Raw genomic sequence first — 22,570 nt, 5'->3', positions numbered from 1 at the left:
AAATGCTGTCTGTGAACATATCGCACCTGGAAGAAAAAGCAGAGAACAGACTTCTAGCAAGGAGATAATGGCTTATGGCATTTCATTACGAGCAGCAGCCCCTCCCTTTACTGGAATGGTCGCCTGAAATAGGCAAACTCGTTAACGCTGACGCTATTACTAATCATGATAATGTACTACAAACAATTGATAAACCATTTCATGATTGGTATCGTTTTGTTCTCTCCTTCCCGCCACATCTTGTTCGGGATTATCTTCGTGATTTTGACCTACAAGCGGGAAGTATTGTCCTGGACCCGTTCTGTGGGACCGGGACAACCCTTGTAGAAGCGAAATTAAACCAGATTCCTTCAATTGGCATTGAGGCAAACCCCTTTGCCCATTTTGCGTCCTGCGTCAAGACCAACTGGAACATCAATCCCCAATATCTTGAATCATTTGTAGAGGAAATCGCAGCAGAGACCTATACCACGCTTTTGCAGGAAGGAATAGATGACAGGGAATTGACGTGTGATCCAGCCGCGACCCTCTCCACATTGAAACCTCAGGCGATGCGGGCCATTATCAAGAATTCGATAAGTCCCCTTCCGTTACATAAAACCTTGACGCTGCTAGACAAATTGAATACACATCGTCAATCACCCGCTTATCAATATGGATTACTGGCATTAGGCAATGCACTAACAACGACCATTGGCAATCTCAGGTTTGGTCCAGAAGTAGGCGTGGGCAAAATCAAGTCCGATATACCCGTGGTCGCTGTCTGGCAACATGAAATGCAAAAAATGCTGCGCGACTTGCGCCATATAGAGGGTGCGGATTTCCCTACAGCCCAAGTTCATCTTGGGGACGCTCGCCAGGTAAGCGATCTTATCCCTCCAAATTCCATTGACGCCGTTATTACGTCGCCACCTTATCCCAATGAAAAGGATTATACTCGTACCACACGCCTTGAATCCGTCTTGCTTGGGTTTTTCACGGACATGGCACAACTACGAACTCACAAGAAACGACTTCTCAGGTCAAATACGCGCGGTGTGTACAAGTATGATAATGATGATGAGTGGATAAAGAAGAATCGTAGGATTCAGGCTATTGCGGAAGAAATCGAAAATCGAAGAATTGAACTTGGTAAGACATCGGGTTTTGAGAGACTCTATGCGCGCGTTGCCAGATTGTACTTTGGTGGTATGGCAAAACATCTTTCGAAACTAACCAAAGTGCTTAAGCCCAATGCCAGATTAGCTTATGTCGTAGGAGACCAGGCATCTTATCTGAGAGTCATGATCAGAACCGGTGAACTCCTTGCAGAGATTGCGTGCGAAATTGGCTATGAAGTAGAACGAATAGATCTTTTCAGAACAAGATTTGCCACTGCTACGCAAACTGAATTGCGCGAGGAGGTTGTCGTTTTACATTGGACGGGAGAATCAAAACATAGTTGATCGGAATTTCATTATGAGCAAATACGAGCAAATCATTGAGTGGATTTTCTCAAGAAACTACACACCGCATCGTGTCCTCGTGCCCTTTAATCGAGACGAATTAGCCCGCGCTTCAACGGCATTGGGATTTGCCCGCATTAAAAACCTTGGTGATATTCCGTACGCATTCCGGTTTCGCCGCGACTTGCCAGAAACAATTCAATCCACAGCACCGGCTGGCGCGGAGTGGATAATCGTGGGGATGGGCGTGGGTGAATACGCTTTTCGCCTGGCAAGCCCAGGGAAAATTGAGCCTGGTGCGCACTACTATCCGATCAAGCTGCCTGACGCAACACCAGAAATCGTACGACAATATGCTCCGGGGACCGATGAACAAGCGTTGTTGACACGTGCCCGATACAACCGCCTGGTTGACCTTTTTACCGGATTAACGTGCTACTCTATTCAAAATCATCTACGCACAACGGTCTCCTACATCGGGCAGGTGGAAGTGGATGAAATCTATGTGGGTATGAACAAACGAGGAACCCATTTTGTGCTACCTTGTCAGGCAAAGTCGCCTGGCGACAGATTTGGTATTGCCCAAGTTATGCAAGACATGGCGCTGTGTAAGGAACGGTATCCCGCGGCAATTTGCCGACCCATTGCCCTGCAATTTATGGACGAGAATAATGTTGCTCTATTGGAGTTGACAATCCGTGAAGAAAACGACGTCCTGATGCCAAATACGGTTGATGAAAAGCATTATCAACTTGTAAACCGTTCCCGGATAGCTGACGAGGAACTGATGGGGCTTAAAGAACAAGAAGGCCGCTACCTTGTGGATGGATCAGTCTAACAAGGCAGACTACCCTTGAGCGTGGGCAATGTTGCGAACACCGAACAACCCGGTTACGGGGCTTTGCGTGTGCTTTCGTCCGGGAAGAAGAAACCGGGGTTACGGTTTGAGGAAATCGAAACAAAGCTGGCGCAAGAAAACACAGGGGAATTTGACCTGGTTGAGTATTCATTTCAAGTGGTTTTAGCCACCTGAGGGCACATCCGTCAACAAGATTTGAATTGACGGATGCGCTGAAAGGGTTTTTACTTACCGGATAACCCAAAGTTCATTTTGCGCGAACCCTGAGAAAATGCCTGAAAGATGAGGCCACGGGGCATGTTGCGGCAACGCATCCGGTCATTCCCCGACGCGCCGGAGCTTCCAGTCGTCGAGGAACCAGCCGTTGTTGGGCACGGCCCAGCGCCCGCGAATGGCCGCGCCGACGGTGACGGGGTGCGCTTCGGTGATGCTGAAACGGTAGGTGAAGGTGTTTTTCTGGCCGAAGAGGGGCAGCCGCCAGCCATCGGTCCGGCCATCCGCCAGGAGTTGTACTTCACCTGACAGGGGATCGGGTGCCCAGATTTTGCCGCCCGCGGGGGTGTAATCCACGATCAGGTCGGGGAAAACGTTGATCTCTAGTTCGTATTGGCCGGGAGCCAGGTCAACGGTGGTGAGCAGGCGAAAGCTGATGGCGCCGTGTTCCTTGAAGATTTTGACGGTTTGGTTGCCGTCCCAGATGAAGAGGGGGTGTTCAAATGCCGGCAAAAACGCGCGCGACAACACCCTTGATTCTGGACGCACATACGCATTCCACGGGTCCGGGTCCAGTGGATTGGCCCCCGCCTCCCATTCCAGTCGCCACTGGTCCGGTACTTGCAGCTCAGGAATGCCATTGTGATTGTACCAGCCTGCCTCAAAAGAGCCGTTCGGTAGCAAATTGGGCGCGGCGGCGATCACGGGCGGCGTCGGCGAGGGGGGCGCGGACGTCGGCGGCGGGGGAACCGGTGTTGGTTGCGACGGATTGGTGGCCGTGGGCGGTGGCGTCGGTGATGGCGTGATGGTACGCGTGGGCCACGGCGTGGCTGTCGCGCGTGGCGTGCGGCTGGGGAGCGGCCCTCCCGTAGGCGCGATTTCCAGATGCAGCGGGTCGGGCGTCCACGTCGCGGGAACCGTCTCCGTCGCCAACGGCACGGACGTTGCCGTGACCACGTCCACCAGAGCGGCGGGGGTGGGTAAATTGGTAGCAGGCGCGCGGCAGGCAGCCAACAACAACCAGAGTAGCATCCCGCCCCCGCCGCGCAACCATGCACGCCAACGCATACCCGTTTTCATCGTGCCAATCAGTGTGGGGAAATGCCGGCAACTACAACCACGATAATTCAGCAACAGTGCGTTCGTTCTGGATGCTGCCCGTGTTCAACGTCGTTTTCGGTTCCAGCAACAAGACGTGTACCTCCTCCTCCGCCACGGGCAAATGCTCCACGCCACGAGGCACAATGCAAAACTCTCCCGGCTCCAACCAGACTTCACTGTCGCGGAAGCGCAGCAGCAGTCGCCCTTTCAACACCAGGAACAACTCATCTTCCTGCTCATGCTGATGCCAGACAAACGGTCCCCACAATCGGGCGATTTTGACATAACTCTCGTTTAACTCTCCTACGATTCTGGGATGCCAATAATCATCAAAGAGCGTGAATTTTTGCGCCAGGTTGACTTTGTTCATGGCAATGGCCTTTGGATAGAGTAACAACTACCTGTATGGGCAGTTTAGGAACGAAGTTCCTCAGAGGAACTTCGTTCCTGGCATGACTTCAAAACGGTTCAGGCGACGACCAGGGGCGTAAAGGCGAATTGGGTTACATCCACCAGCCCCAGGTCTGAGATGCGCAGTTCGGGGATGACGACCAGCGCCAACAGGCTCAACTGCATGTAGGCGTTATGGACATCGCAGCCACAGTCCTGCATGGCGCGCACCATTCCCGCCGCCTTGTCCGCGACGATTTCCGCTCGTTCATCCGACATCAGCCCGGCAATGGGCAGCTCGACCAGGGCGATTTCCGCTCCCTCCCGGTAAACCACCACCCCGCCCCCCACCTCACCAAGGCGATTGGCGGCGCGGGCCATGTCCGCCTTATCCGTGCCCACGACGATCATATGGTGGCTGTCGTGGGCCACAGTGGTGGCGACGGCGCAGGGCACGTTGAAACGAAAACCGTGGACAAAGCCATTGGTGACGCCACCCGTGGCGCGGTGGCGCTCCACCAGGGCAATCTGGCACACATCCTGCGCGGCGTCCATCTGGATCAGGCCTGATGAAACGGGCAAGGTATGCTGCAAGGCGCGTGTGGGGGCCTGATTTTCGACCACGCCAATGGTGCGCACCATCACTGTCGCGGCATCCGCGGGCGCGGGCACGTCAAAATCGGCGGCGGTCAATGTCTTGCCCAACTTCACCGTCCCTTTGGCAAAGGCGGGATAGTTGTAGGGAGGCAGCTCGGCGGTCAGGCGGCCATTTTCGGCGATGACGACGCCGTTGCTGATGACGATTTCGATGGGCAGGGTGGCCAGGTCGCTGCTGATGACGATGTCCGCGTAGCGCCCCGGCGTGATACTGCCGATGTCCTTCTCCACGCCAAAATGGAGCGCAGTGTTGAGCGTCGCCATCTGGATGGCGGTGATGGGGCGCAATCCCTGGGCAATGGCGTGACGCACGACGCGGTTCATGTGCCCTTCGTGGACGAGTGTGCCCGAATGGCTGTCGTCGGTGCAGAGGATGAAGTTGCGACTGTCTAGCCCCATTTCGGTGATGGCTTTGACCTGGCTGGCGACGTCGTACCAGGCGGAGCCGAGCCGGAGCATGGCTTTCATGCCCTGGCGCACGCGGGCGATGCCATCTTCCAGGCGCGTACCTTCGTGGTCGTCGGCGGGGCCACCGGCGACGTAGCCATGGAAGGGAAGGCCGAGGTCGAGTGATGCATAGTGGCCGCCAATGACTTTGCCGGCATTCATCGTCGCCGCCATCTCCGCATGCATCTTCTCATCACTCAGAAAAACGCCGGGGAAATTCATCATCTCCCCCAGGCCAATAATCCCCGGCCAGGACATCGCTTCCGCCACCTCCGCCGGGCCAATGCTTGCCCCTGGTGTCTCCAGGCCAGGCGCACTGGGCACGCAACTGGGCATCTGCACATAAACGTTGATGGGCAAAGAGGCCGCTTCATCGTGCATCAGGCGTACGCCGGGAAGGCCAAGAACATTGGCGATCTCGTGCGGGTCAATAAACATGCTGGTCGTGCCGTGGGGGATAACGGCGCGGGCAAACTCCGTTACCGTCACCATGCCACTTTCCACGTGCATGTGCGCGTCGCACAGGCCGGGGACGAGATACCGCCCATGCGCGGCAATGACGCGCGTGTGCGGGCCGATGGCGTGATCGGCGGCAGGTCCGACGTAGGCGATACGCCCGCCGGAAATGGCGACATCCGTACCGGGGATAATTTCACCGCTGTGGACGTTCACCCAACGACCATTGCAGATGACCATGTCAGCAGGCTTGCGCCCCATAGCCACATCCACCAGATCGCGGGCGATATCTTGCCATTTTTTTCGATTCATGAAGCCTCCTAGATAGTGGTCAGTTGGTGGTTAATAGCCGGTAGTTAGTGGCTGTCCGCAATTAAGTTAGCGGAAATGCGCGGACAGCGGCTATCATGGGTAGCTTGTCAGTGACCATCCGTAAAACGGGCCTCGACAAGCTCAGCCCCCGAGAGGGTTAGCCGTTACTTCGGTTGACCGTTGACTGTTGGCTGTTGCTTGTTCTGCTGCCGCGCGGTGGTGGGCAACCAAACGGTAAACGTGGAGCCGGTGTCAACGTGGCTGTCTACCTCAATGTTGCCCTGGTGACGATCAACAATCTCTTTGGCAATAGCCAGCCCCAGGCCAGAACCGCGAATGTGGGATTGGCTGGCGCGCCGCCCACGGTAGAAGCGTTGAAACAGGTGGGGCATATCTTCGGGAGGGATGCCCATACCTGTGTCGGCGACCCGGATGAAGGCTTGCTGCCTGCCGGCATCATATCCGGCGTGGACATGTATTTCACCCTGGGGCGTGTAGGCGATGGCATTGTTGATCAGGTGGCCGAGCATTTCCGCCAGCAAATTGGCGCTACCCCAAACGTTGATCGGGGTGGCGTCGATTTTCACCCGCAATGGCGCGTCAACGACATTCTTCTCCTCGAATTGTCGCGCAACTCTATCAGCCATTTCGGGCAAATTGACCCAGTCGAACGCCATCTCTCTATCCCGATCCAGGCGGGAAATCTGCAACACATCTTCCACCAGTTGGCTGAGGCGGAGCACCTGTTTTTGCAGCACAGACACATAATGCGCCCGTTTTTCCGGCGCGCCTTCCGCCAACAAATGCAGGTACAGCCCCAGATTGGAAATGGGCGTACGCAGTTCGTGGGAGACATCGTGGATGAACCGGGATTTCATGTGGTCTAATTCTTGCAGCCGTTCGTTGGCCTGGGCCAGTTCCTGTGTACGCGCGCGTACCCGCTCTTCCAACGTATCCAAAACGGCAGCGCGATGAAGGGCGCTGCCGGCAATTTCGGCCATTGCCATCAGCGATCTTTCATCATCCACGGAGAAAGGTTGATCACTATACCGCGCAATTAACATCACGCCAACAATGTTTTGTTCAATACGCAGCGGCGCGCAGATCATAGCCCGCTCGTCATTACCCAACAACGCCACCGCATCCGCCTGAGCCAATGGGTCTTGCAATAAGAAACCGGTGCGATAGGGTTGACCGGTCCGAAAAACCAGACCACAAATGGAACGCTCCAGGTAGATGGGCATATCCTTGAGCAACTCGAATACCCCCTGCGCGGCGACAATAGACATTGTCTGGGTCCCTTCTTGGGGATAGAAGATGGCCGCATCCTGCGCCTGGAAGAAAGCAACTGATTCATTCAGCACAATACGGCGGGTTTCGGCCAAAGAATGGGTCAGGCGCAAGGCGCGAGAAAAGGCTTCCAGGGCAACCATCTGCCCGGCGCGGCCCATTGCATCTTCATATAAGCGCATTTTTGAGACCGCCAGAGCCATGATCTCCGCCACCTGGCGCAGCAGTGGTAGTTGCTCATCTCGCCAGCCGTAAAGCCTGTCCCAGCCAATGTTCAATGATCCCAATACGTGGTTCTCTACGGTGAGGGGCAGGTTGATGCGTGAGCGAATGCCGACGGCGAAAAGCCCTTCTTCCACGACAAAATCCGTTTCGCGCGCGAGATCGGGCGTGAGATGAATCCGACCATTGAGAATGTCATTCCCGGCCGCCGAATCCCGCGCCAGAATTCGCGCGCCAAGTGTTTGTGCGTGGCTCTGAGCGTGGGTGATGAAGGTGACGCCCTGTTCATCATCGATAAGGGCGAGCGAGCCTACGGTGCAGCCCAGAATGGCGCTCAAATGGTCAAATATCTGGGGGAAGACAGCTTGTACGTGGGAGGCGGCGTTGAGCAGGCGCAATATCCGGCTAAGAAGGTGCTGTTCCGCGGCGCTTTGTTCGTCTGCCTGGCTCTGTGTTGCGTTTTCAATCGTTGTCATACATTGCCTCGAACCGGGTAAAGGGAATGAGGGGCTATTCACGAGGATGGGGTCTTTGGCGAACGGCAAACTTTCGTTCAAAAATCGACTTTGGACCCGCTAATGAATGCGCCCTTATGCCGGCATTTTCCGCGTCTGCTGAAATGCCGGCAACACAACCTGAAACAGCGCCCCTCGCCCGGGTTCACTCTGTACCTCAACGTATCCCCCGTGTTGTTGTACCACTTCTCGCACGATCGTCAACCCCAGCCCGGAACCAGGCGTATTCGACTGGCTCGCCTGCTCCCCGCGATAAAACCCCTCGAACAAGTGTGGGCGATCATGCGGCGAAATGCCGACACCCTCATCCTGCACTTGCAGGCATACGTGGGACTCCCCCATGCAAAACGTCTTCACCTGAATTTGGCCCCGAGACGAGTAATTCACGGCATTTGCCACCAGATTCGTCACCACGCTAACCAACCGCTCCACATTCCCATTCACGCGCGGCAAATTGTCATCCGCCTCAAATCGCAACGTCAGGCCCTTGTTCCGCGATGCCGGCAAATAACGATCCACAACCTGCCACACAATAGGATTCAGATCGAGCGGAGCCAGGTCCAGGCTGTCACCATCCAGGTTCAGTTGCGAAAAATTGAGAATCGGATCGATAATCTTCGTCAATCGCCGCGCCTCTTCCTGCAAAACAGAAAGGTAGCGATCCCGTTTTTCCACTGCGCCACGCTCCAACAAATCAAGATAAAGCAGCAAATTGGCAATCGGCGTCCGCAGTTCGTGCGACACATCCGCCACGAATTTCGACTTCAAACGGTCCATTTCCTGCAGACGCTCATTCGCCTGCGCCAACTCCTGCGTGCGCAAAGCCACGTAATACTCCAGCGTCTCCATGACCACGGCACGATAGATCGCGCTGCCCGCAATTTCCGCAATGGCCGTAAGGATGCGCAGTTCTTCCTTCGTAAACGTGTGCTCCATCTCCAACCCCAGGTGCATTACGCCGATAATTTCCGCCTCGGCGCGCAATGGCAGGCTGATCATCGTTACCAGACTACTCAGCGCCTGCACCTCTCCCGCGGACACGCGCAACAAAGGATCGCGGTGCAAGTCTTGCGTAATATGCACCTTGCCCGTGCGGGCTACGTATCCCGTAATTCCCTGGTTAATAGATTGGCGCAGCGCCATCGGGGGGAGGGTTTGCGGATGGCGCGCCCGCAGCACCAATTGATGGGTCTCTGGCTCAATGAGATAAATAGAACTCTGCGAGCCATTGATCAGGCTAATGGAGCGCGACACAATCACGGGCAAAATTTCATCCACGGTGCGCGCGGCGCGCAAGGCGGTGGAGATTTGCGTCAGGGCTTCTAGTTCGTTGGCGCGTCGCTGGGTTTCTCTGAGCAGACGCGCTTTCTCGATAACAACGGCCAACTGATCGGCGACGGCCGTAAGCAGGGCCAGGTCGCTCTCGTCAAAAGAATTGGACTGTAAATCGTCAATTTGCAGCACGCCAATGACCTGGTCGCCCGACTTCAATGGCAGGATGATTTGCGCGCCGCCACCGTCCGGCGTAGGCGCGGGTTGATTGATGCGAACGGGATTGCCACTGTGAAAAACGCGGCTGAGATTGTCCGACAGGTCATCAAGTGGGGCAATGGGGTAGTGCAAGGAAAGGGGTTGCAGGTGGGGCGCGTGAATGCCGGCAATCCCGCGCAAACACAAATCCCCCCGTTCTTCATCGACCAGATAAACCGCCGCCATCAAATACCCAAACGCATACACCAGGCGACCCGTCACCAATGTCGCGATCTCATCAACCCCCATCAGGCTGCTCGTCTCATGTGCCAAACCGTTCAGAATCGCCAGTTGGCGCGCACGATGATTCGTCTCCTCAAACAACCGCGCATTTTGCAGCGCCATTGACACCTGGTTCGCCATCGACTCCACAAACCGCTGATCCGCCAGCGTAAAAGCGTTAGGGCGAAATGATTGCAACGAAAAAGCCCCTATCACCCAATCACGCACAACCAGCGGGACGCCCAGCCAGGAGCGCACGGGGCGCCGAATGCGGCGCGGTTCGCGTGGTAGCAATGCCGTTTCCATATCCGCAACCAGCAGCGGTCGCTTCTGCTGCATCATCCAACCCGTCAATCCCCCCGCCGCCAGCGGCAACCGCCAACCCTGCCACTCATCAATAGGCGTCCCCTCCTCAACAGCGACGATGATCTCCAACTCCTCGCTGTTTTCCAGGTAAACGACGGCCAGAAAAATATCCGGGCTGAGCAGATCTCTGGCCTGTTCATATAGCCGCAAAAACAGCGCCTCCTGGCTGAGGACACCCCCGGTCGCCAGCGCCGTCTCATACAGTCCCGTCAGTTCCCGCATTTGCCGCTGTGTTTCCCCATAAAGCCGGGCATTGCGCATGGCAGCGCCCACCTGGTCCGCCAAAATCTCCAGCAAGGACGCATCCCCAGGCGTGAGGCCGTAAGCCTGATTGCTACTGACCGTGAGCAGGCCAATGCTCTGCCCTTGTACACGCAGGGGCACGCCCAAAACGGCGCGAATGTGGGGCAGGCGATAATAAGGCTCAAAATCTGGCAGCGTGTCCACATCCTGAATCAGCAGCGTCTTCCCCTCTTGCAGCGCTTCATTGTAAATGCTCTGCGCAATCAATGGGTTATTGTCAGAAATGAAGCCACCATCATCCGTATAACCACCATAACCGGCGCGAAAACAGAGCGTGTCTCCCTCAACTAAAGCAATGGCGGCGTTGTAGTAGTTCATCCTTTCCGCAAGCAGGCGCGCAACTTCGTTCATCAATTCGCCTTGATCCAGAATTGCGCTGACCTGTTTGCCCACTTCGTAAATAATGGCTAACTGCTGCGTCTGGTACCTTTCGCTGCTTTCGCGGCGCAGCCGTTCGATGGCGATGGCGAACTGGCTGGCCAGGGTAGCCAGAAGACGTTCGTCAGCAGCGGTGAAAGCGCCCAGAGCGGCGCTTTCGGCATTGATCACGCCCAGCACCCGCTGCCCGATTTTCAACGGCACGCACACTTCCGAGCGCGTGCGTCTATCGCCGCAAAGGTAGCTGGGAAATTGCGCCACGTCATCCAGGCGCAGGGATTCTCCCGTGAGGGCCACGGTTCCCGTAACGCCCTGCCCGATGGCGACCGTTTTCAGTTCATATTCCTCGCTCAGGCGATAGGAGGAATGCGTCCGCAGCAAACTGGCGTTTTCGTCCAGAAGCATAAACCCGAAATTGTCGGGGTAGAAGTTGTCGCCTATGATTTGCGTTACCTGTTCAATCAGGACGTTTTCGTCGTTAGCCTGGGCGCAAACGGTGGCGATAGTGTGCAGCACCGTCAGTTCTTCCGACTGTCGCTGCCGCGTGATTTCCAGCAGGCTTTCAATTTGGGTCTGCGCCTGGCGCAGGGCGTGCGTCAAGGTTTCCTGCCGTGTCAGCAAATGCCAGCAGGCCACGAGGTGGGTAAGCAGTGGAGGCAGCGCGGCACGATACAGGCCGCCGGAATCAGGCGGCAGGGAGGCGATCAGGGGGGTTTGTGCCGTGAGAACGTATCTTTCGATAGGGGGCGGTTCCGCCTGGGGGACGCCCAGGAGGATGAGGGGTTTGCGTGGTTGTTCGGCGGGCACGGGCCAGGCAGTGACCTCGGGCGACCAAAGGGCGGCGGCGGCGAGGACGGCGGCATATTCCTGCGCGTTTTGCCAGGCGGCAAGCGCGTTTGGTTCGGCGGCCACGGTTACGGTCCAACGAGATGCCGGCAGCGCCGCCACCACACCCGCCGCGACATCCTCCGCCGCAATCACAAGAACAGGGAATTTATCTGTGTCCATATCAGAACAAGAGAATAGTCTCGCGGCGTCCGGGAACACCAACTAAGTAACCGTCCGAAAATAACTTCACGCTTTTTGCGGACGGTTACTGCCAAACTATCATGATAGCCGCTATCATGGATAGCCGCTATCATGGATAGCCGCTGTCCGCACATTTCCGCTAATTTAATTACGGACAGCCACCAGGGAGCATCCGTATTTAAGATTGGAAATGACGGATGCGCGAGAGGGGGTCTTGCTTGTCGGATAGTCCGAAGTTAATTTTGCACGAACCTTAAGACTATTCAAGCGCGCCGCGCGAGGAACATGCGCCGTGCGAGGAAAGTGCGCCGAATGAGGAACGTGCGCCGAATCCATACAATGATACAGAGTTTATGCGCCAAACATCATTACGCTAATAGGAAAGCTGTCTCAGCTAAGGCTGTCGCCCACGGTTTGACGCACCAGGCGGGTCACAAGCGCCCGCACCTGTTCCACGTCCGCAGACGGGGGCAGGTTCGAGGTAAGCGACGAAGCGATGGTCTGGCTGCGCATGGTGGGGGCATGGTCCGTGCCGGCATGACAGACCCCACACACCGCGCAGAAAGCATCTGCCTCGCCGGGATGACTCAAACCCATCTGTCGCCGCTGCGCGAGCAGTTTCTCCACTTCGGCGGGGGGCAGAGGGTTGCGCACGCCCAATTGGGCCAGCATGAAGCCAATGCGCGCGTTTTGTTCTACGGTCTCCAGACGCATAAAAGCCTGCAAAGGCGTGTCGCCCACAGTGAGGGAACCGTGTCGCTGCAGAATAATAGCGTCGTGGTGGGCGATCAGGCGACGGATGGCACGGGCATTTTCCACGCTGGAAGGAGTAGCGTAGGCGGTGGTGGGGATGAGACCGAGGAAGACGATCACTTCGGGCAAAAGACAGTCGGTCATGGAAATGCCGGCAATCGACAAAGCTACGGAAATGGGCGGATGCGCATGAACCACCGCGCCAATCTCCGGGCGCTGGCGGTACGCCTCCAGGTGCATTGGCAATTCACTGGTCGGACGCAACCCGCGCGCCGCGCCATAGCGCGGTCCAACCACCGCGCCACTGTCGTCCACTAACAAAAGTTGGTCCGGTGATAGCAACCCCTTGTGCAGGCCGGAGGGCGTAATCAGCAGGCGATTGGGGGCCACGCGCGCGGAGATGTTGCCATCGCCGGCGACAATTAATCCTTTGCTGTACATCAACTGACCGACGCGCACAATCTCCTGGCGCAGTTCACCCTCATCCACGCGCATTTGCTTCCCCTTCCTCCTGCTGGCGGAACCGCTGCACCGCGCGCAACAGCGCCTTAGGGCTACCGCTGAACGCTTCCCGCTCCAGCTCGCCCCGCGCCAACCGCAGCAGCACGCTCGTCAGCGCCGCGTTGACGGGCGTGGGAATGCCCAGGGTTTTGCCCACCTGCGCCACAGCCCCATTGTGATAGAGGACTTCGTTGACGGTTTTGCCGGCATTCAAATCAATCTGAAAAGAAGGCAATTTATTCCCCCGCCCGGAACCAACCGCCCGCGCCAGCAGCGGTTGTAGCAGTTCACGGGGCAGATAACGTACGGCCCAGGCCAACTTCCGCGTAGGCGAGCCAGGCAGATCAATCGACCTGATCCCCTGCTTCTTCATCACGGCCAATGCCTCCTTTAGCATCGCCACTTCCAGCTCGAAAGTAGGCCGATAATCATAAACAATACGCGGATGCCTGTTGAGGATGGCCGCCGTAGCATTGCCTACCATGTTCAACAGCGCCTTGGACCACTTCAGTGTGCGATGATCCGGGGTGAGCACGCAGTTGATGCCCGCCGTTTGTAGCAGGTCGCGCCATTGACGCACGTCCTGCCCCTGCCGTACGGGAGCCACGGCCACGCCGCGGTCACTCCGCTCCGGCTTGATCACGTTGGCGGCCTGCAAATTCAGCGGGATTGTCACCGAACCCGCCACGACCCGCTGCGCGCCAAACTGGCCCATGAACTTTTCTTCAAGGCCAATGCCATTTTGCACGGTCAGCAGCCACGGGACCTGTGGATAAAAGGCAGCCAGTTCGTTGATCGCCGTATCCACGTCATATGACTTCATGGCCGGAATGACCAGATCGTATTGCGGTTCGGGCATCATTGCCTGCCGCAGCGAGGTGACTACGCGAGGATGGACCGCCACGGGCCGCTCCGCGTCCTTTGTGGGCATGATGGTCAGGCCATGATGGGTGATGGCTTCCGCCGCAAGGGGACGGCAAACCAGGGTGACGGCGTGGCCGGCTTCCATCAGTTTTGCGCCGAGGTAGCTTCCCACGGCGCCCGCGCCAAAAACGAGAATCTTCATCGCTTCATTCCAGGATACTGCCGGCAAAATCGGGATGACCGCGCAAAAAATCAGCCATGTCGGCGGGGCGTTTGCCGGCAAGCTGCACCTGATGCAGCGCCAATCCATCCACGCCCGTGCCCACAACGATGGTTCCGTCAATCAAACGCGCTTGCCCGGGAATGCCGGCAGGCACATCGGCGGCATTGACCATGCCGGCGCGCAGCACCTTCAGCAATTTGCCGCGCCAGGTGGTGAACGCCCCCGGCCACGGCGTCATGGCACGCACGCGCCGCTCCAGCATGATTGCCGGCTGCGCCCAATCCAGGCGACCATCTTCTTTCTTGATCATGGGCGCGTAGGCAATGCCGGCATCCGGCTGCGGCGTGGCCGCCAGCCGCCCGGCGAGGATGTCGCCCAGGTTGTCGGCCAGCATTTGCCCGCCCAACGCCGCCAACCGGTCGTGCAGGGTGGCCGCCGTCTCGTCCGGGGCAATGGGGATGGCCTTCTGCACGTATACCGGTCCCGTGTCCAGGCCCACGTCCATGCGCATGAGGCTGACGCCCGTCTGCGCGTCGCCGGCGAGGAGGGCGTGCTGAATGGGCGATGCGCCGCGCCAGCGGGGGAGGAGGGAGGCATGGACGTTGATGCAGCCCAACGGCGGCAAATCGAGAACGTGGGGGCGCAATAGCTGCCCAAAGGCGGCTACGACGATGGCGTCCGGCTGCCAGTCGCGTAGAGGGTGAGCCGCCGCTTCGGGGCGCAGCGATTTGGGCTGGTAGATGGGCACATCGGCGGCAAGGGCGGCCTGTTTGACGGGAGAGGGTTGCATGTGCTGGCCGCGTCCGGCAGGGCGGTCAGGCTGCGTGACGACGCCGACGACTTGCTGGGTAGCAAGAAGGGCTTGCAAGGCGGGCACGGCGAAGGCGGGCGTACCCATGAAGAGGATGCGGTAGGTGGTCATGCCGGCATTCTAACGCAGAACAACAGCCCCAGGCAAACGGAAAAACCATAGCCGCCCTATTTTAACAAATCCAGCAGCCTGTCCGGGTTGTCTGTGTTGATCCCGTCCACCGCCAAAGCCAGAATGCGTCGCATATCCTCCACCTCGTTGATCGTCCACGGCTGCACCGTCAGCCCGCGCCGCTGCGCCGCGGCCACAAACGCGGGCGTGAGGATGTGAATGTTGCCGCTGCGCTCCGGGACCTGGAACGAATAATAAGGAGGCGTTATCGTGTCGCTCAATCCCAGGCGAAACAACACGTAGAATAAGCGCACCTCACCCTCCGTCGCGGAGGTCGCCACCTCCGGGCACGTCGCGCGGAATGCGTCCATATTCTCCTGGCGGAAGCTGCTCACCAACACCTGGTCTTCCATCTCATATTGGCGAATGAGCGCGCAAAACCGCTGGGCCGTCGGCGTGGGATCCGTCTGTTTGATCTCAATGCCAAAGCGCATGTGCGGGTACGCCTGAAACAGCGCCTCCAGCGTAGGGACCGTCAGCCCTTGTCCGCGATAGGGAAAGGTCTGGCCGCCGTCCGTGCTAAAATTGTAGCCTGCGTCTAACTGTTCGATCTCCGCCAGCGTCATGTCGCGGATGGCCCCCGTGCCATTGGTGGTGCGGTCTACCGTCTCGTCGTGCATCAGCACCAGCACGCCATCCCGCGTCATGTGCATGTCGCTGTCCAGCACATCCACGCCCAGGGCGGCGGCTTGGTCAAAGGCGAACATGGTGTTGCTGGGCCAGAGGTTTTCGCCCCCCTGGTGGGCAAAGACGAGCGGATGGTGTTCGCCCGCGCGCGGGGTGAACCAGGGGTGGGCAGGCGCGGACCGCGCCAGAACGCGGGCGACCAGGTAGGCGAGGGAGAGTAGGACAATGAGTATGAGGAGAATGCGACCAAAGCGTTGTATGGCGGTTAGATTACGCATGGGGGGCCTCGTGGGTGGGAGGTGGGTGGTTGTCAGGGCCATTTTAGCGGAAAGGGTGGCCGGGGGACAATGCGCCTCATTGACGAATCGGATGGCCGCTTTTACAATTCGCACGCATGTGGTTTTGTTTTCATGACCATTTAGGACATGGTCCAACAAACCTTCCCGGAAACTCACTTTCAGGCGCAAATCGTCTCATTGTTCGAGTCATTGAGCATCAAAACAGCTTCCGGGAAGATGGTGGTGAATAGTTACTTGCTTTCATTGATGGGAAACGCGCAGGATGCCGGCATTGAATCGCCATTTGGTGGATTTTCGCGGCAAACTGCCGGCACAATCGGGAGGAAACATGGATATTGGCAACGCTTTTACCTATTTTACAGAAGATCCGCAGTGGACGACAAAGATGATCATTGGGGGGTTGATTGTGCTGCTCTCTCCCTTTTTGTTGTTCTTGCCCATGCTGCTGCTCCTGGGGTATGAGGTGGCGATTACGCGCAATGTATTGCGCGGCGCGGAAAGACCGCTGCCTGATTGGGAAGATTGGGGGCAGTTTTTACGCGATGGGCTGAATGTAGCCGTGGCGAAACTGGTGTATTCGGCGCCGCTCTGGCTGTTGTTTTGCGTGGGTATGGGCGTATCGGTATTGCCGGCACTAAGCGCCAACAACCAGGATGTCGCCGCGGCACTGGGGGGCATTGCCGGCCTAACCTGGATACTGCTCTCCTGCGTTCTCATCCTTCTCGGCCTGGCTTACGCGCTGTTCAGCCCCGTCATCAACCTGCAATACGTCCGCACCGGAGAACTCGCCGCCTGTTTTCGCTTTGCCGAAGTCTGGGCGCTGCTGCGGGAGAATCTCAACGACGTGTTTATGGCCGGCGTGGGCGTCATCCTTGCCAACATGATCAGCAGCCTGGTTATTTCCATCTCCGTGGTGACCATCTGCGGCCCCTTCATCCTCAGCCTGGCGGGTCCGGTGTGGATTCGCATTGTCTCCGGGCAGCTTGTGGGGCAAATCGCCTACAAGCTCAACGGCAAGGCTGCCCCCATGCCAGTCATGTAGACTCGACCCGACCATGGGCCTGAAATACAAAAAAGGGACACCCGTGGGTGTCCCTTTCGTTTTACGCCAGATCAGCTCGTTCTTAGCTAGGCGGCAGCGTCGTCAGCACGTCGTCAATCTTGTTATTGTCAACAATGATGGTTTCCGCCGGATAGGGCTGGCGGCCAAATAGCGTCAACGTGACTGCGCCCAGGCCGATGCTGAAGACGACGAAGCTGGTAACGCCGGCCAGAATGGGCACGACAAGGAAGATGGGCAGCAGTTGCAAGACACCGAGGCCGAATGTGAGCAGGGCTGTGCCGGCAACGGTCGTATTCACCAGCCTGTCTCCCTTCATCGGCCGGTTGCGCAGCAGACGTTCACCGAGAATGCTGCCCATCACGATCCAGCCAATCGCCCCCGCCAGGGCGAAGACGCCGGCCATGATGAACAGAATGGGGAAGCCGAGCAAGCCAATGCAGACCAGCGTCAGCAGCGCGGAGATGATGGCGATGATGGCTCCCAAGGAGGCTACCGCCGCGGTGGTGAGCAACCCGACGACGCCGCTGACCGCCATGCGCTCCTGGGCGACCCGTTTCATGTTTTGCAGGTGGGAGACCAAGGCAGTAGCGATAACCCAGGCAAGGCCACTCATCAACAGGGTGCGCCCGAGGAGGCCGGCGATACGTCCGGCGGTGTGGGATGGGTTCACGCGCACGTGAGTTCCATCACCCGCTCCCGAAGCGGCGGAGCCGGCCGTGCCGTTGAGGAAGGGCAGGTGAAAGTCGGCTGTGCCGGCACAACTGATGGTCGCGCCTTCTTCCGTGGTGATGTTGCCGCCCAAAGAAACGCAGTCGCCTTCGAGGCTGGCATTCGCGCCAATGGTCAGATTACCGCCAAAAACAGCCAGGTCGCCGCTAACGGGACCATCCAGACGCAGGTTGCCACCCATGATGGTCACGTCGCCGTTGACGATGCCGGCAATCTCCGCATTGCCACCCAAAACAGTCACATTCCCGTTCACCCTGGCCCCGGCCTCTACCGTCAGGTTGTCGCTAAACACCTGCAAGTCCTTGTTCACCGTCTCATCAGACGGGATCACCGTTTCCGTGAAGGTGGGGGCCGCCAGCGCCAGTCCTGGCAAGGCCAACAGGAGCAAAAGTACCAATACAATGCTTAGTCGTTTCATCATCGTTATCTCCGTGGAGCAAGATGTTTGCTCACTCGAGTCGGGCGGAATCCACATAGGGTGATCGGAATCGCCGCTTTTGGTCGGGTCAAAGCCCATCTGTGAACCAACAGCAGCCTTCACGCCAAAAACGCCAGTGTCCTGTTGCTAATGAACGGAATTAAATAAGACAACGAAGTTGCTTCCTTCCCGTTCCTTCAAACTGACGATGCCATTCCGTACTTTATTTCATCGTCACCCCTAAGGGCGCATCCGTTAATAAAGGCTTCGCTCGGGAATTGACGGATACGCTCGAAGGGTTCGTCGCCAGTCCTAATCAACCCAATCAGTCTGTGGCTGCTGCATGACCTGTTGATACACGCCGCGCCACAAAACTATCATGCCGACCATCACAAACAGCCAGCCCCACATTCCGGGTTGTTCGCCGGCTCGCTGGCCTAGTGCCAGGAACACTTGCCACATGCCGGCAAGCGCCGTCTGCCCTACCCGCAAAACCACCGCCAACATTTGCGCCACGCCGCGCCAGAGACTCGGCCTGACCAATGCCTCACCAAACATCGCCACAAACCAGATGATGGCTCCTAAAGGCAGCAGACCGGCCACCAACAAGATCAGGTAAGCCGTGGTCAGCGCCCAAACGCGTTGGCGGCTGTGGGGGAGACGAGCCAGCGTTCGTTCCGCGAAACCGGCTGCCGGGCTGAGTGGCGGCGTTTGCCGCAGCAGCGCATCGACACTTTGCAGCAGACGCCACTCCCGTGCCAGATCAGGACGCGCGCGCAGGTGAGCCTCCAGTTCTAGCCTGTCGTTGTCTGCAAGCTGACCATCGAGCGCATCCATCATCATTTCATAAATCCGCTCTTCCATATTCATCATAAGAGTCTTCCCATGAAGCGATTTATTCAAATACACCTTTCCGCTACTACCATTGTGATGACCGTTGTTTTGTGCCGGCATCAGGCATACTCCACTTCCGGCGACATACCCATAGCCATGCCAACTTCCGCCAATTGACGACGGGCGCGAAACAGGCGGGATTTGATGGCGCTGACCGTTGTTTGCATCGTTTCCGCAATCTCTTCGTAAGACATCTCATACCAGTAGCGGAGAACGACCGCTTGCCGGTAATCCTCCGGCAGTTCCGCTAACAATGACTGCACCAACTGCTGTTGCTCATCAACCACCACTTGCCTTTCCGGGGCCTTCGCCTTATCGGATTGCAGCGCCGGATGAGCAGGCAGTGGTTCGTCAATGGAAAGGAGAACAGCGCGCCGCTTGCGGATCAAGTCAATGCAATAGTTCGACGTGATGGACAACATCCACGTACTGAACTTGTGCGCCGGATTGTAGCTGTCCAGCCGCGTATAGGCGCGGATAAACGCTTCTTGCGCCGCCTCCTCTGCCTCGCCAGCATTATTTAACATGCGGTAGGCCAGGTTATAGACGGGTGTCTGGTACGCTTCAACCAGCTTGCCAAACGCAACCTTATCACCCAAACGGGCTTGTTCCAGCCAGAGTTGTTCCTCGTTCACGTATTCTCTCCTGACGTTCTACCATGTATACGCAGGAATTCAGCAAAAGTTCTACCAGATTTTCTTCACTTCAGGCAACGGATTAAAGGCTCAGGCAACGGGCCGAGTAGCCAAGAGCGCATCCGTACGCCGATTTTCCTAATCGGATGCAATTCGCATCTCAGGCTTTGTCGGAATTTGAATGATCCTATTCCATACCGAAAAATCCTCAAGTCAATCCAGAAAATCGCGCCTTTTCCGGATCGATATTTTTCTGGATTGGCCTTATTCAAGTCTGGCGCAATCCCTATTTGGGGATCGCAGTCCATGCCTTAACCGGATCCATCCCCAAATGTGTGCCGGCTGAAGCCTCCGCGCCCCAGACGCCAGGTTCCGGCCTCTCATTTCATCGCCAGTCCGAAAGAGCCAGACTTCTTTGACGCTCATTCTCTGCTGTTCTATAATGCCGCCAATGACGACACAAGACGATCAGCAACTGAAATCCCTCCCATCCACACTCTACACGGAAGAGTATTTCCTCACCGCCTGCGAGGGATACGATGTTTTTCTGGAATCGGAGGGGAAGCATCTTTCACGCCGCCTGGACGAGGCATTTGCCGTAGCGGAAGTGACTCCAGGGATGAAGCTGCTGGATGTGGGGTGCGGGCGCGGCGAGATTGTCCGCCATTGTATGCGCATGGGGGTAGAAGCGCACGGAATGGATTACGCAGAAGTGGCGGCGCGCATGACGCTGCAAGCGATCCTGGATGAGAAAACGTCGTTGATGCGCGCGGGCAAGCCTCATTTGCGCAGCAGCGTCTGCCGCGCCGATGCCAAGAAACTCCCCTTTCCCGATGCTTATTTCGACCGCGTGTTGATGTTCGACGTCGTGGAGCATCTCTATCCGTGGGAACTTCACGCGGCCATGTTGGAAGTGCGGCGCGTGCTGAAACCAGAAGGTCGCTTCATCATCCACACCGCGCCTAACCGGTGGTATGACCAATATGCTTATCCCGTGGTGCGCGCCGTACGCACCTTAATGGGGCAGGGACACAATTACCCCAAAGATCCGCGAGCGATCACGCCCGTGAATCAGGATGTGCACGTTAACGAACAAGATATACGCAGTATGCGACAGGCACTGACGGCGGCGGGGTTTCGCGCGCGTGTCTGGCTGGACTCGCCGCCGCAAAATCGGCAGGAGAATTTTTTGATGGCGGGGCTGCGTCGGCTTGCTTTTGACGTGCCGCCTTTCCGCTGGTTTTTTGAAAGGGAAGTGTTCGCCGTCGGCACACCGGATCCATCGTATCAGAACACCCCCAAGATTGGTTCATTCTCGGGGAATGAGCCAATCTGAAATAGCTTTCCAGGGTAACTACGAACGTTCTCTGGAGATTGGACCAATTTCACGCGCTCGATGGCCATTTTCACCGGAGAAAATTGGTCCAATCCGGCTTAGAAGTTACGTTCCAGGAGTATGAGCGTTCATGGGTGACCGGCGCAAGGTCGATGAGTTGAGTCTATCCGAACTGGAAGAGGCGCTCTATCGCAAGAAATATACACAACGGCGGCAGCGGCTGCGGCGGTTGAAGAATGCCGGCAGAATCGTAGAAATCGCCGGTCATCCTCCCCCCAATCCCGATCCGCCTCCTCTGCTCCCCCCTCTCCCCAACGCCACCGGCGCGCTGCGTCGCTACACCCTCAATCACGACGCCCCCCTCCCCGCCTCCCCCCCTGCCAACGCCGCACGCCGCCTCAACTTGCGCTGGGTCTTCGACAAAACGTTGGTACTGGTGGAAATTGGCGCGTTTTTCGCCTTCCTCTTCCTCGTGTTCAACTTCCTGGACACACGCCAGGAGCTAAACCAGGAACTGGCGCAACTGCAAAACCAACAAAGCCAGGAACTCGCCCTCCCCACTGCCACGCCTACCCCTATCATTGGCGTCGCTATTCTACCCGGCGGTCACAAGCCCCCCATCGAAGGCCGACCTCCCGAACAGGGAGAGGCCGGCACGATTCCCGACCATCTACTGCCCATCATCAATGCTTACGTCCCACCGCCGATTCCCACCCCTGGGCCAGAACAAGCCCGCCGTATCCAGATTCCCACCTTAAACATCGACAAGCCCATTGTCCAGGGGGACGACTGGGAGCAATTGAAGAAAGGGGTCGGGCAACACATTGGTTCGACACAACCCGGGCAAACAGGCAATCTGGTGCTATCGGCGCACAATGACATCTATGGCGAAATTTTCCGCCATCTGGACAAGCTCAAACGAGGAGACGAAATCATCATCTCCACCGAACGGCAGTCTTATCGCTACATCGTGCGCCAGATTGACGTTGTCCTTCCCACAGACGTGTCGGTCATGGCCGCGACGACATACCCCAGTGTCACGCTCATTTCCTGTTATCCCTACTTGGTCAACGACAAGCGCATTGTCGTTTACGCCGACCTGGCTGGGCCGGTCGGCGACACTGGTTGAATTTGCTCGTAAGCAGTATACTGCGTTCTTGTACTTTTGTTGCCTGATAGGCATCATCCCAGACGCAAAAGAGGTCAATATCATTATGAGTAACAAGAAAGTGCGCCGCGTGCGCAGCGCCACGCCGCCTGTGGCAACAGAAACCCAATCCCCCCTCTCGACGGCGGCGTCTACGCCCCCACGTTCGACCGCGGCTCCGGCAACGGCGGTCAATCGCCGCGCCAGTGTGCGGCGCAACACAGTCGTGCGTCAGACGATGACGGTGGAAGAGCTAAGACAAGAATACGCCTACGTGATTCATGACCTGCGCTGGATTTTCTTCCTGGCGCTGGCCATGTTCGCCCTGCTGATCGCGCTAAATCTGGTACTCAGTTAAGGTACT

General features: G+C 57.3%; 19 protein-coding genes. 7 read left to right on the top strand and 12 right to left on the bottom strand.

Translation table 11 applies throughout. The annotated features are described in order from the left end of the window. The first annotated feature begins 74 nt into the window (after positions 1 to 74). The 3 genes from H6650_03240 to H6650_03230 are packed head-to-tail and all read left to right on the top strand — an operon-like array spanning position 75 to position 2,478. Positions 75 to 1,445 (top strand): DNA methyltransferase, encoded by a 1,371-nt coding sequence (locus H6650_03240; protein ID MCB8951007.1) that lies wholly within the window; start codon positions 75 to 77, stop codon positions 1,443 to 1,445. Between the two features lie 13 nt (positions 1,446 to 1,458). Next, positions 1,459 to 2,283, top strand: coding sequence for an endonuclease (locus H6650_03235; GenBank protein ID MCB8951006.1), 825 nt, complete (start codon positions 1,459 to 1,461; stop codon positions 2,281 to 2,283). A 15-nt stretch (positions 2,284 to 2,298) separates the two neighbouring features. After that, complete coding sequence (locus H6650_03230; GenBank protein ID MCB8951005.1) at positions 2,299 to 2,478, top strand: hypothetical protein; 180 nt, start codon at positions 2,299 to 2,301, stop codon at positions 2,476 to 2,478. A gap of 144 nt (positions 2,479 to 2,622) precedes the next feature. Here the strand turns inward: H6650_03230 and H6650_03225 are convergent, their stop codons facing one another. The 9 genes from H6650_03225 to H6650_03185 form a co-directional block, all read right to left on the bottom strand. Further along, positions 2,623 to 3,585 (bottom strand): hypothetical protein, encoded by a 963-nt coding sequence (locus H6650_03225; protein ID MCB8951004.1) that lies wholly within the window; start codon positions 3,583 to 3,585, stop codon positions 2,623 to 2,625. Between the two features lie 43 nt (positions 3,586 to 3,628). After that, positions 3,629 to 3,988, bottom strand: a complete 360-nt coding sequence (locus H6650_03220) for a cupin domain-containing protein (protein MCB8951003.1) — start codon at positions 3,986 to 3,988, stop codon at positions 3,629 to 3,631. A gap of 98 nt (positions 3,989 to 4,086) precedes the next feature. Then, on the bottom strand, positions 4,087 to 5,880 hold the full coding sequence (gene ade, locus H6650_03215) for an adenine deaminase (protein MCB8951002.1): 1,794 nt from the start codon (positions 5,878 to 5,880) through the stop codon (positions 4,087 to 4,089). 164 nt (positions 5,881 to 6,044) lie between these two features. Continuing rightward, positions 6,045 to 7,868 carry a GAF domain-containing protein gene (locus H6650_03210; protein ID MCB8951001.1) on the bottom strand — a complete coding sequence of 608 codons (1,824 nt, stop codon included), beginning with the start codon at positions 7,866 to 7,868 and terminating at the stop codon, positions 6,045 to 6,047. 114 nt (positions 7,869 to 7,982) lie between these two features. Next, on the bottom strand, positions 7,983 to 11,714 hold the full coding sequence (locus tag H6650_03205) for a GAF domain-containing protein (GenBank protein ID MCB8951000.1): 3,732 nt from the start codon (positions 11,712 to 11,714) through the stop codon (positions 7,983 to 7,985). Positions 11,715 to 12,125: 411 nt separating this feature from the next. Beyond that, positions 12,126 to 12,983: a class II aldolase/adducin family protein gene (locus H6650_03200; GenBank protein ID MCB8950999.1), complete on the bottom strand. Its 858-nt coding sequence runs from the start codon at positions 12,981 to 12,983 to the stop codon at positions 12,126 to 12,128. Beyond that, positions 12,970 to 14,055: a ketopantoate reductase family protein gene (locus tag H6650_03195; protein MCB8950998.1), complete on the bottom strand. Its 1,086-nt coding sequence runs from the start codon at positions 14,053 to 14,055 to the stop codon at positions 12,970 to 12,972. Before H6650_03195 ends, H6650_03200 begins: the two co-directional genes overlap by 14 nt. A gap of 4 nt (positions 14,056 to 14,059) precedes the next feature. Then, on the bottom strand, positions 14,060 to 14,998 hold the full coding sequence (locus tag H6650_03190; GenBank protein MCB8950997.1) for a methionyl-tRNA formyltransferase: 939 nt from the start codon (positions 14,996 to 14,998) through the stop codon (positions 14,060 to 14,062). A gap of 56 nt (positions 14,999 to 15,054) precedes the next feature. Further along, positions 15,055 to 15,963, bottom strand: coding sequence for a glycerophosphodiester phosphodiesterase (locus H6650_03185; protein ID MCB8950996.1), 909 nt, complete (start codon positions 15,961 to 15,963; stop codon positions 15,055 to 15,057). A 283-nt stretch (positions 15,964 to 16,246) separates the two neighbouring features. Between H6650_03185 and H6650_03180 the strand changes: the two genes are divergently transcribed. Next, positions 16,247 to 17,026, top strand: a complete 780-nt coding sequence (locus tag H6650_03180) for a DUF4013 domain-containing protein (GenBank protein MCB8950995.1) — start codon at positions 16,247 to 16,249, stop codon at positions 17,024 to 17,026. An 82-nt stretch (positions 17,027 to 17,108) separates the two neighbouring features. Here the strand turns inward: H6650_03180 and H6650_03175 are convergent, their stop codons facing one another. The 3 genes from H6650_03175 to H6650_03165 all read right to left on the bottom strand — a co-directional run bounded on the left by H6650_03175 (position 17,109) and on the right by H6650_03165 (position 19,723). Next, complete coding sequence (locus tag H6650_03175) at positions 17,109 to 18,197, bottom strand: polymer-forming cytoskeletal protein (protein ID MCB8950994.1); 1,089 nt, start codon at positions 18,195 to 18,197, stop codon at positions 17,109 to 17,111. A 309-nt stretch (positions 18,198 to 18,506) separates the two neighbouring features. Beyond that, the gene (locus H6650_03170) at positions 18,507 to 19,067 is read right to left on the bottom strand and encodes a hypothetical protein (GenBank protein ID MCB8950993.1); all 561 of its coding nucleotides are present in this window, start codon (positions 19,065 to 19,067) and stop codon (positions 18,507 to 18,509) included. 80 nt (positions 19,068 to 19,147) lie between these two features. Further along, positions 19,148 to 19,723, bottom strand: coding sequence for a sigma-70 family RNA polymerase sigma factor (locus H6650_03165; protein ID MCB8950992.1), 576 nt, complete (start codon positions 19,721 to 19,723; stop codon positions 19,148 to 19,150). A gap of 451 nt (positions 19,724 to 20,174) precedes the next feature. Here H6650_03165 and H6650_03160 point away from each other — a divergent pair, with 451 nt between their 5' ends. The 3 genes from H6650_03160 (at position 20,175) to H6650_03150 (ending at position 22,564) form a co-directional block, all read left to right on the top strand. Further along, on the top strand, positions 20,175 to 21,059 hold the full coding sequence (locus H6650_03160; protein ID MCB8950991.1) for a methyltransferase domain-containing protein: 885 nt from the start codon (positions 20,175 to 20,177) through the stop codon (positions 21,057 to 21,059). A 130-nt stretch (positions 21,060 to 21,189) separates the two neighbouring features. Next, complete coding sequence (locus H6650_03155) at positions 21,190 to 22,188, top strand: class D sortase (protein ID MCB8950990.1); 999 nt, start codon at positions 21,190 to 21,192, stop codon at positions 22,186 to 22,188. An 85-nt stretch (positions 22,189 to 22,273) separates the two neighbouring features. Next, positions 22,274 to 22,564: a hypothetical protein gene (locus tag H6650_03150; protein ID MCB8950989.1), complete on the top strand. Its 291-nt coding sequence runs from the start codon at positions 22,274 to 22,276 to the stop codon at positions 22,562 to 22,564. The last annotated feature ends 6 nt before the right edge of the window (positions 22,565 to 22,570 follow it).

The organism is Ardenticatenales bacterium, assembly GCA_020634515.1.
Classification (GTDB): Bacteria; Chloroflexota; Anaerolineae; order Promineifilales; family Promineifilaceae; genus JAGVTM01.
The sequence above is the reverse complement of the archived record's forward strand: the minus strand, read 5'-3'. Positions and strand labels throughout refer to the sequence as shown.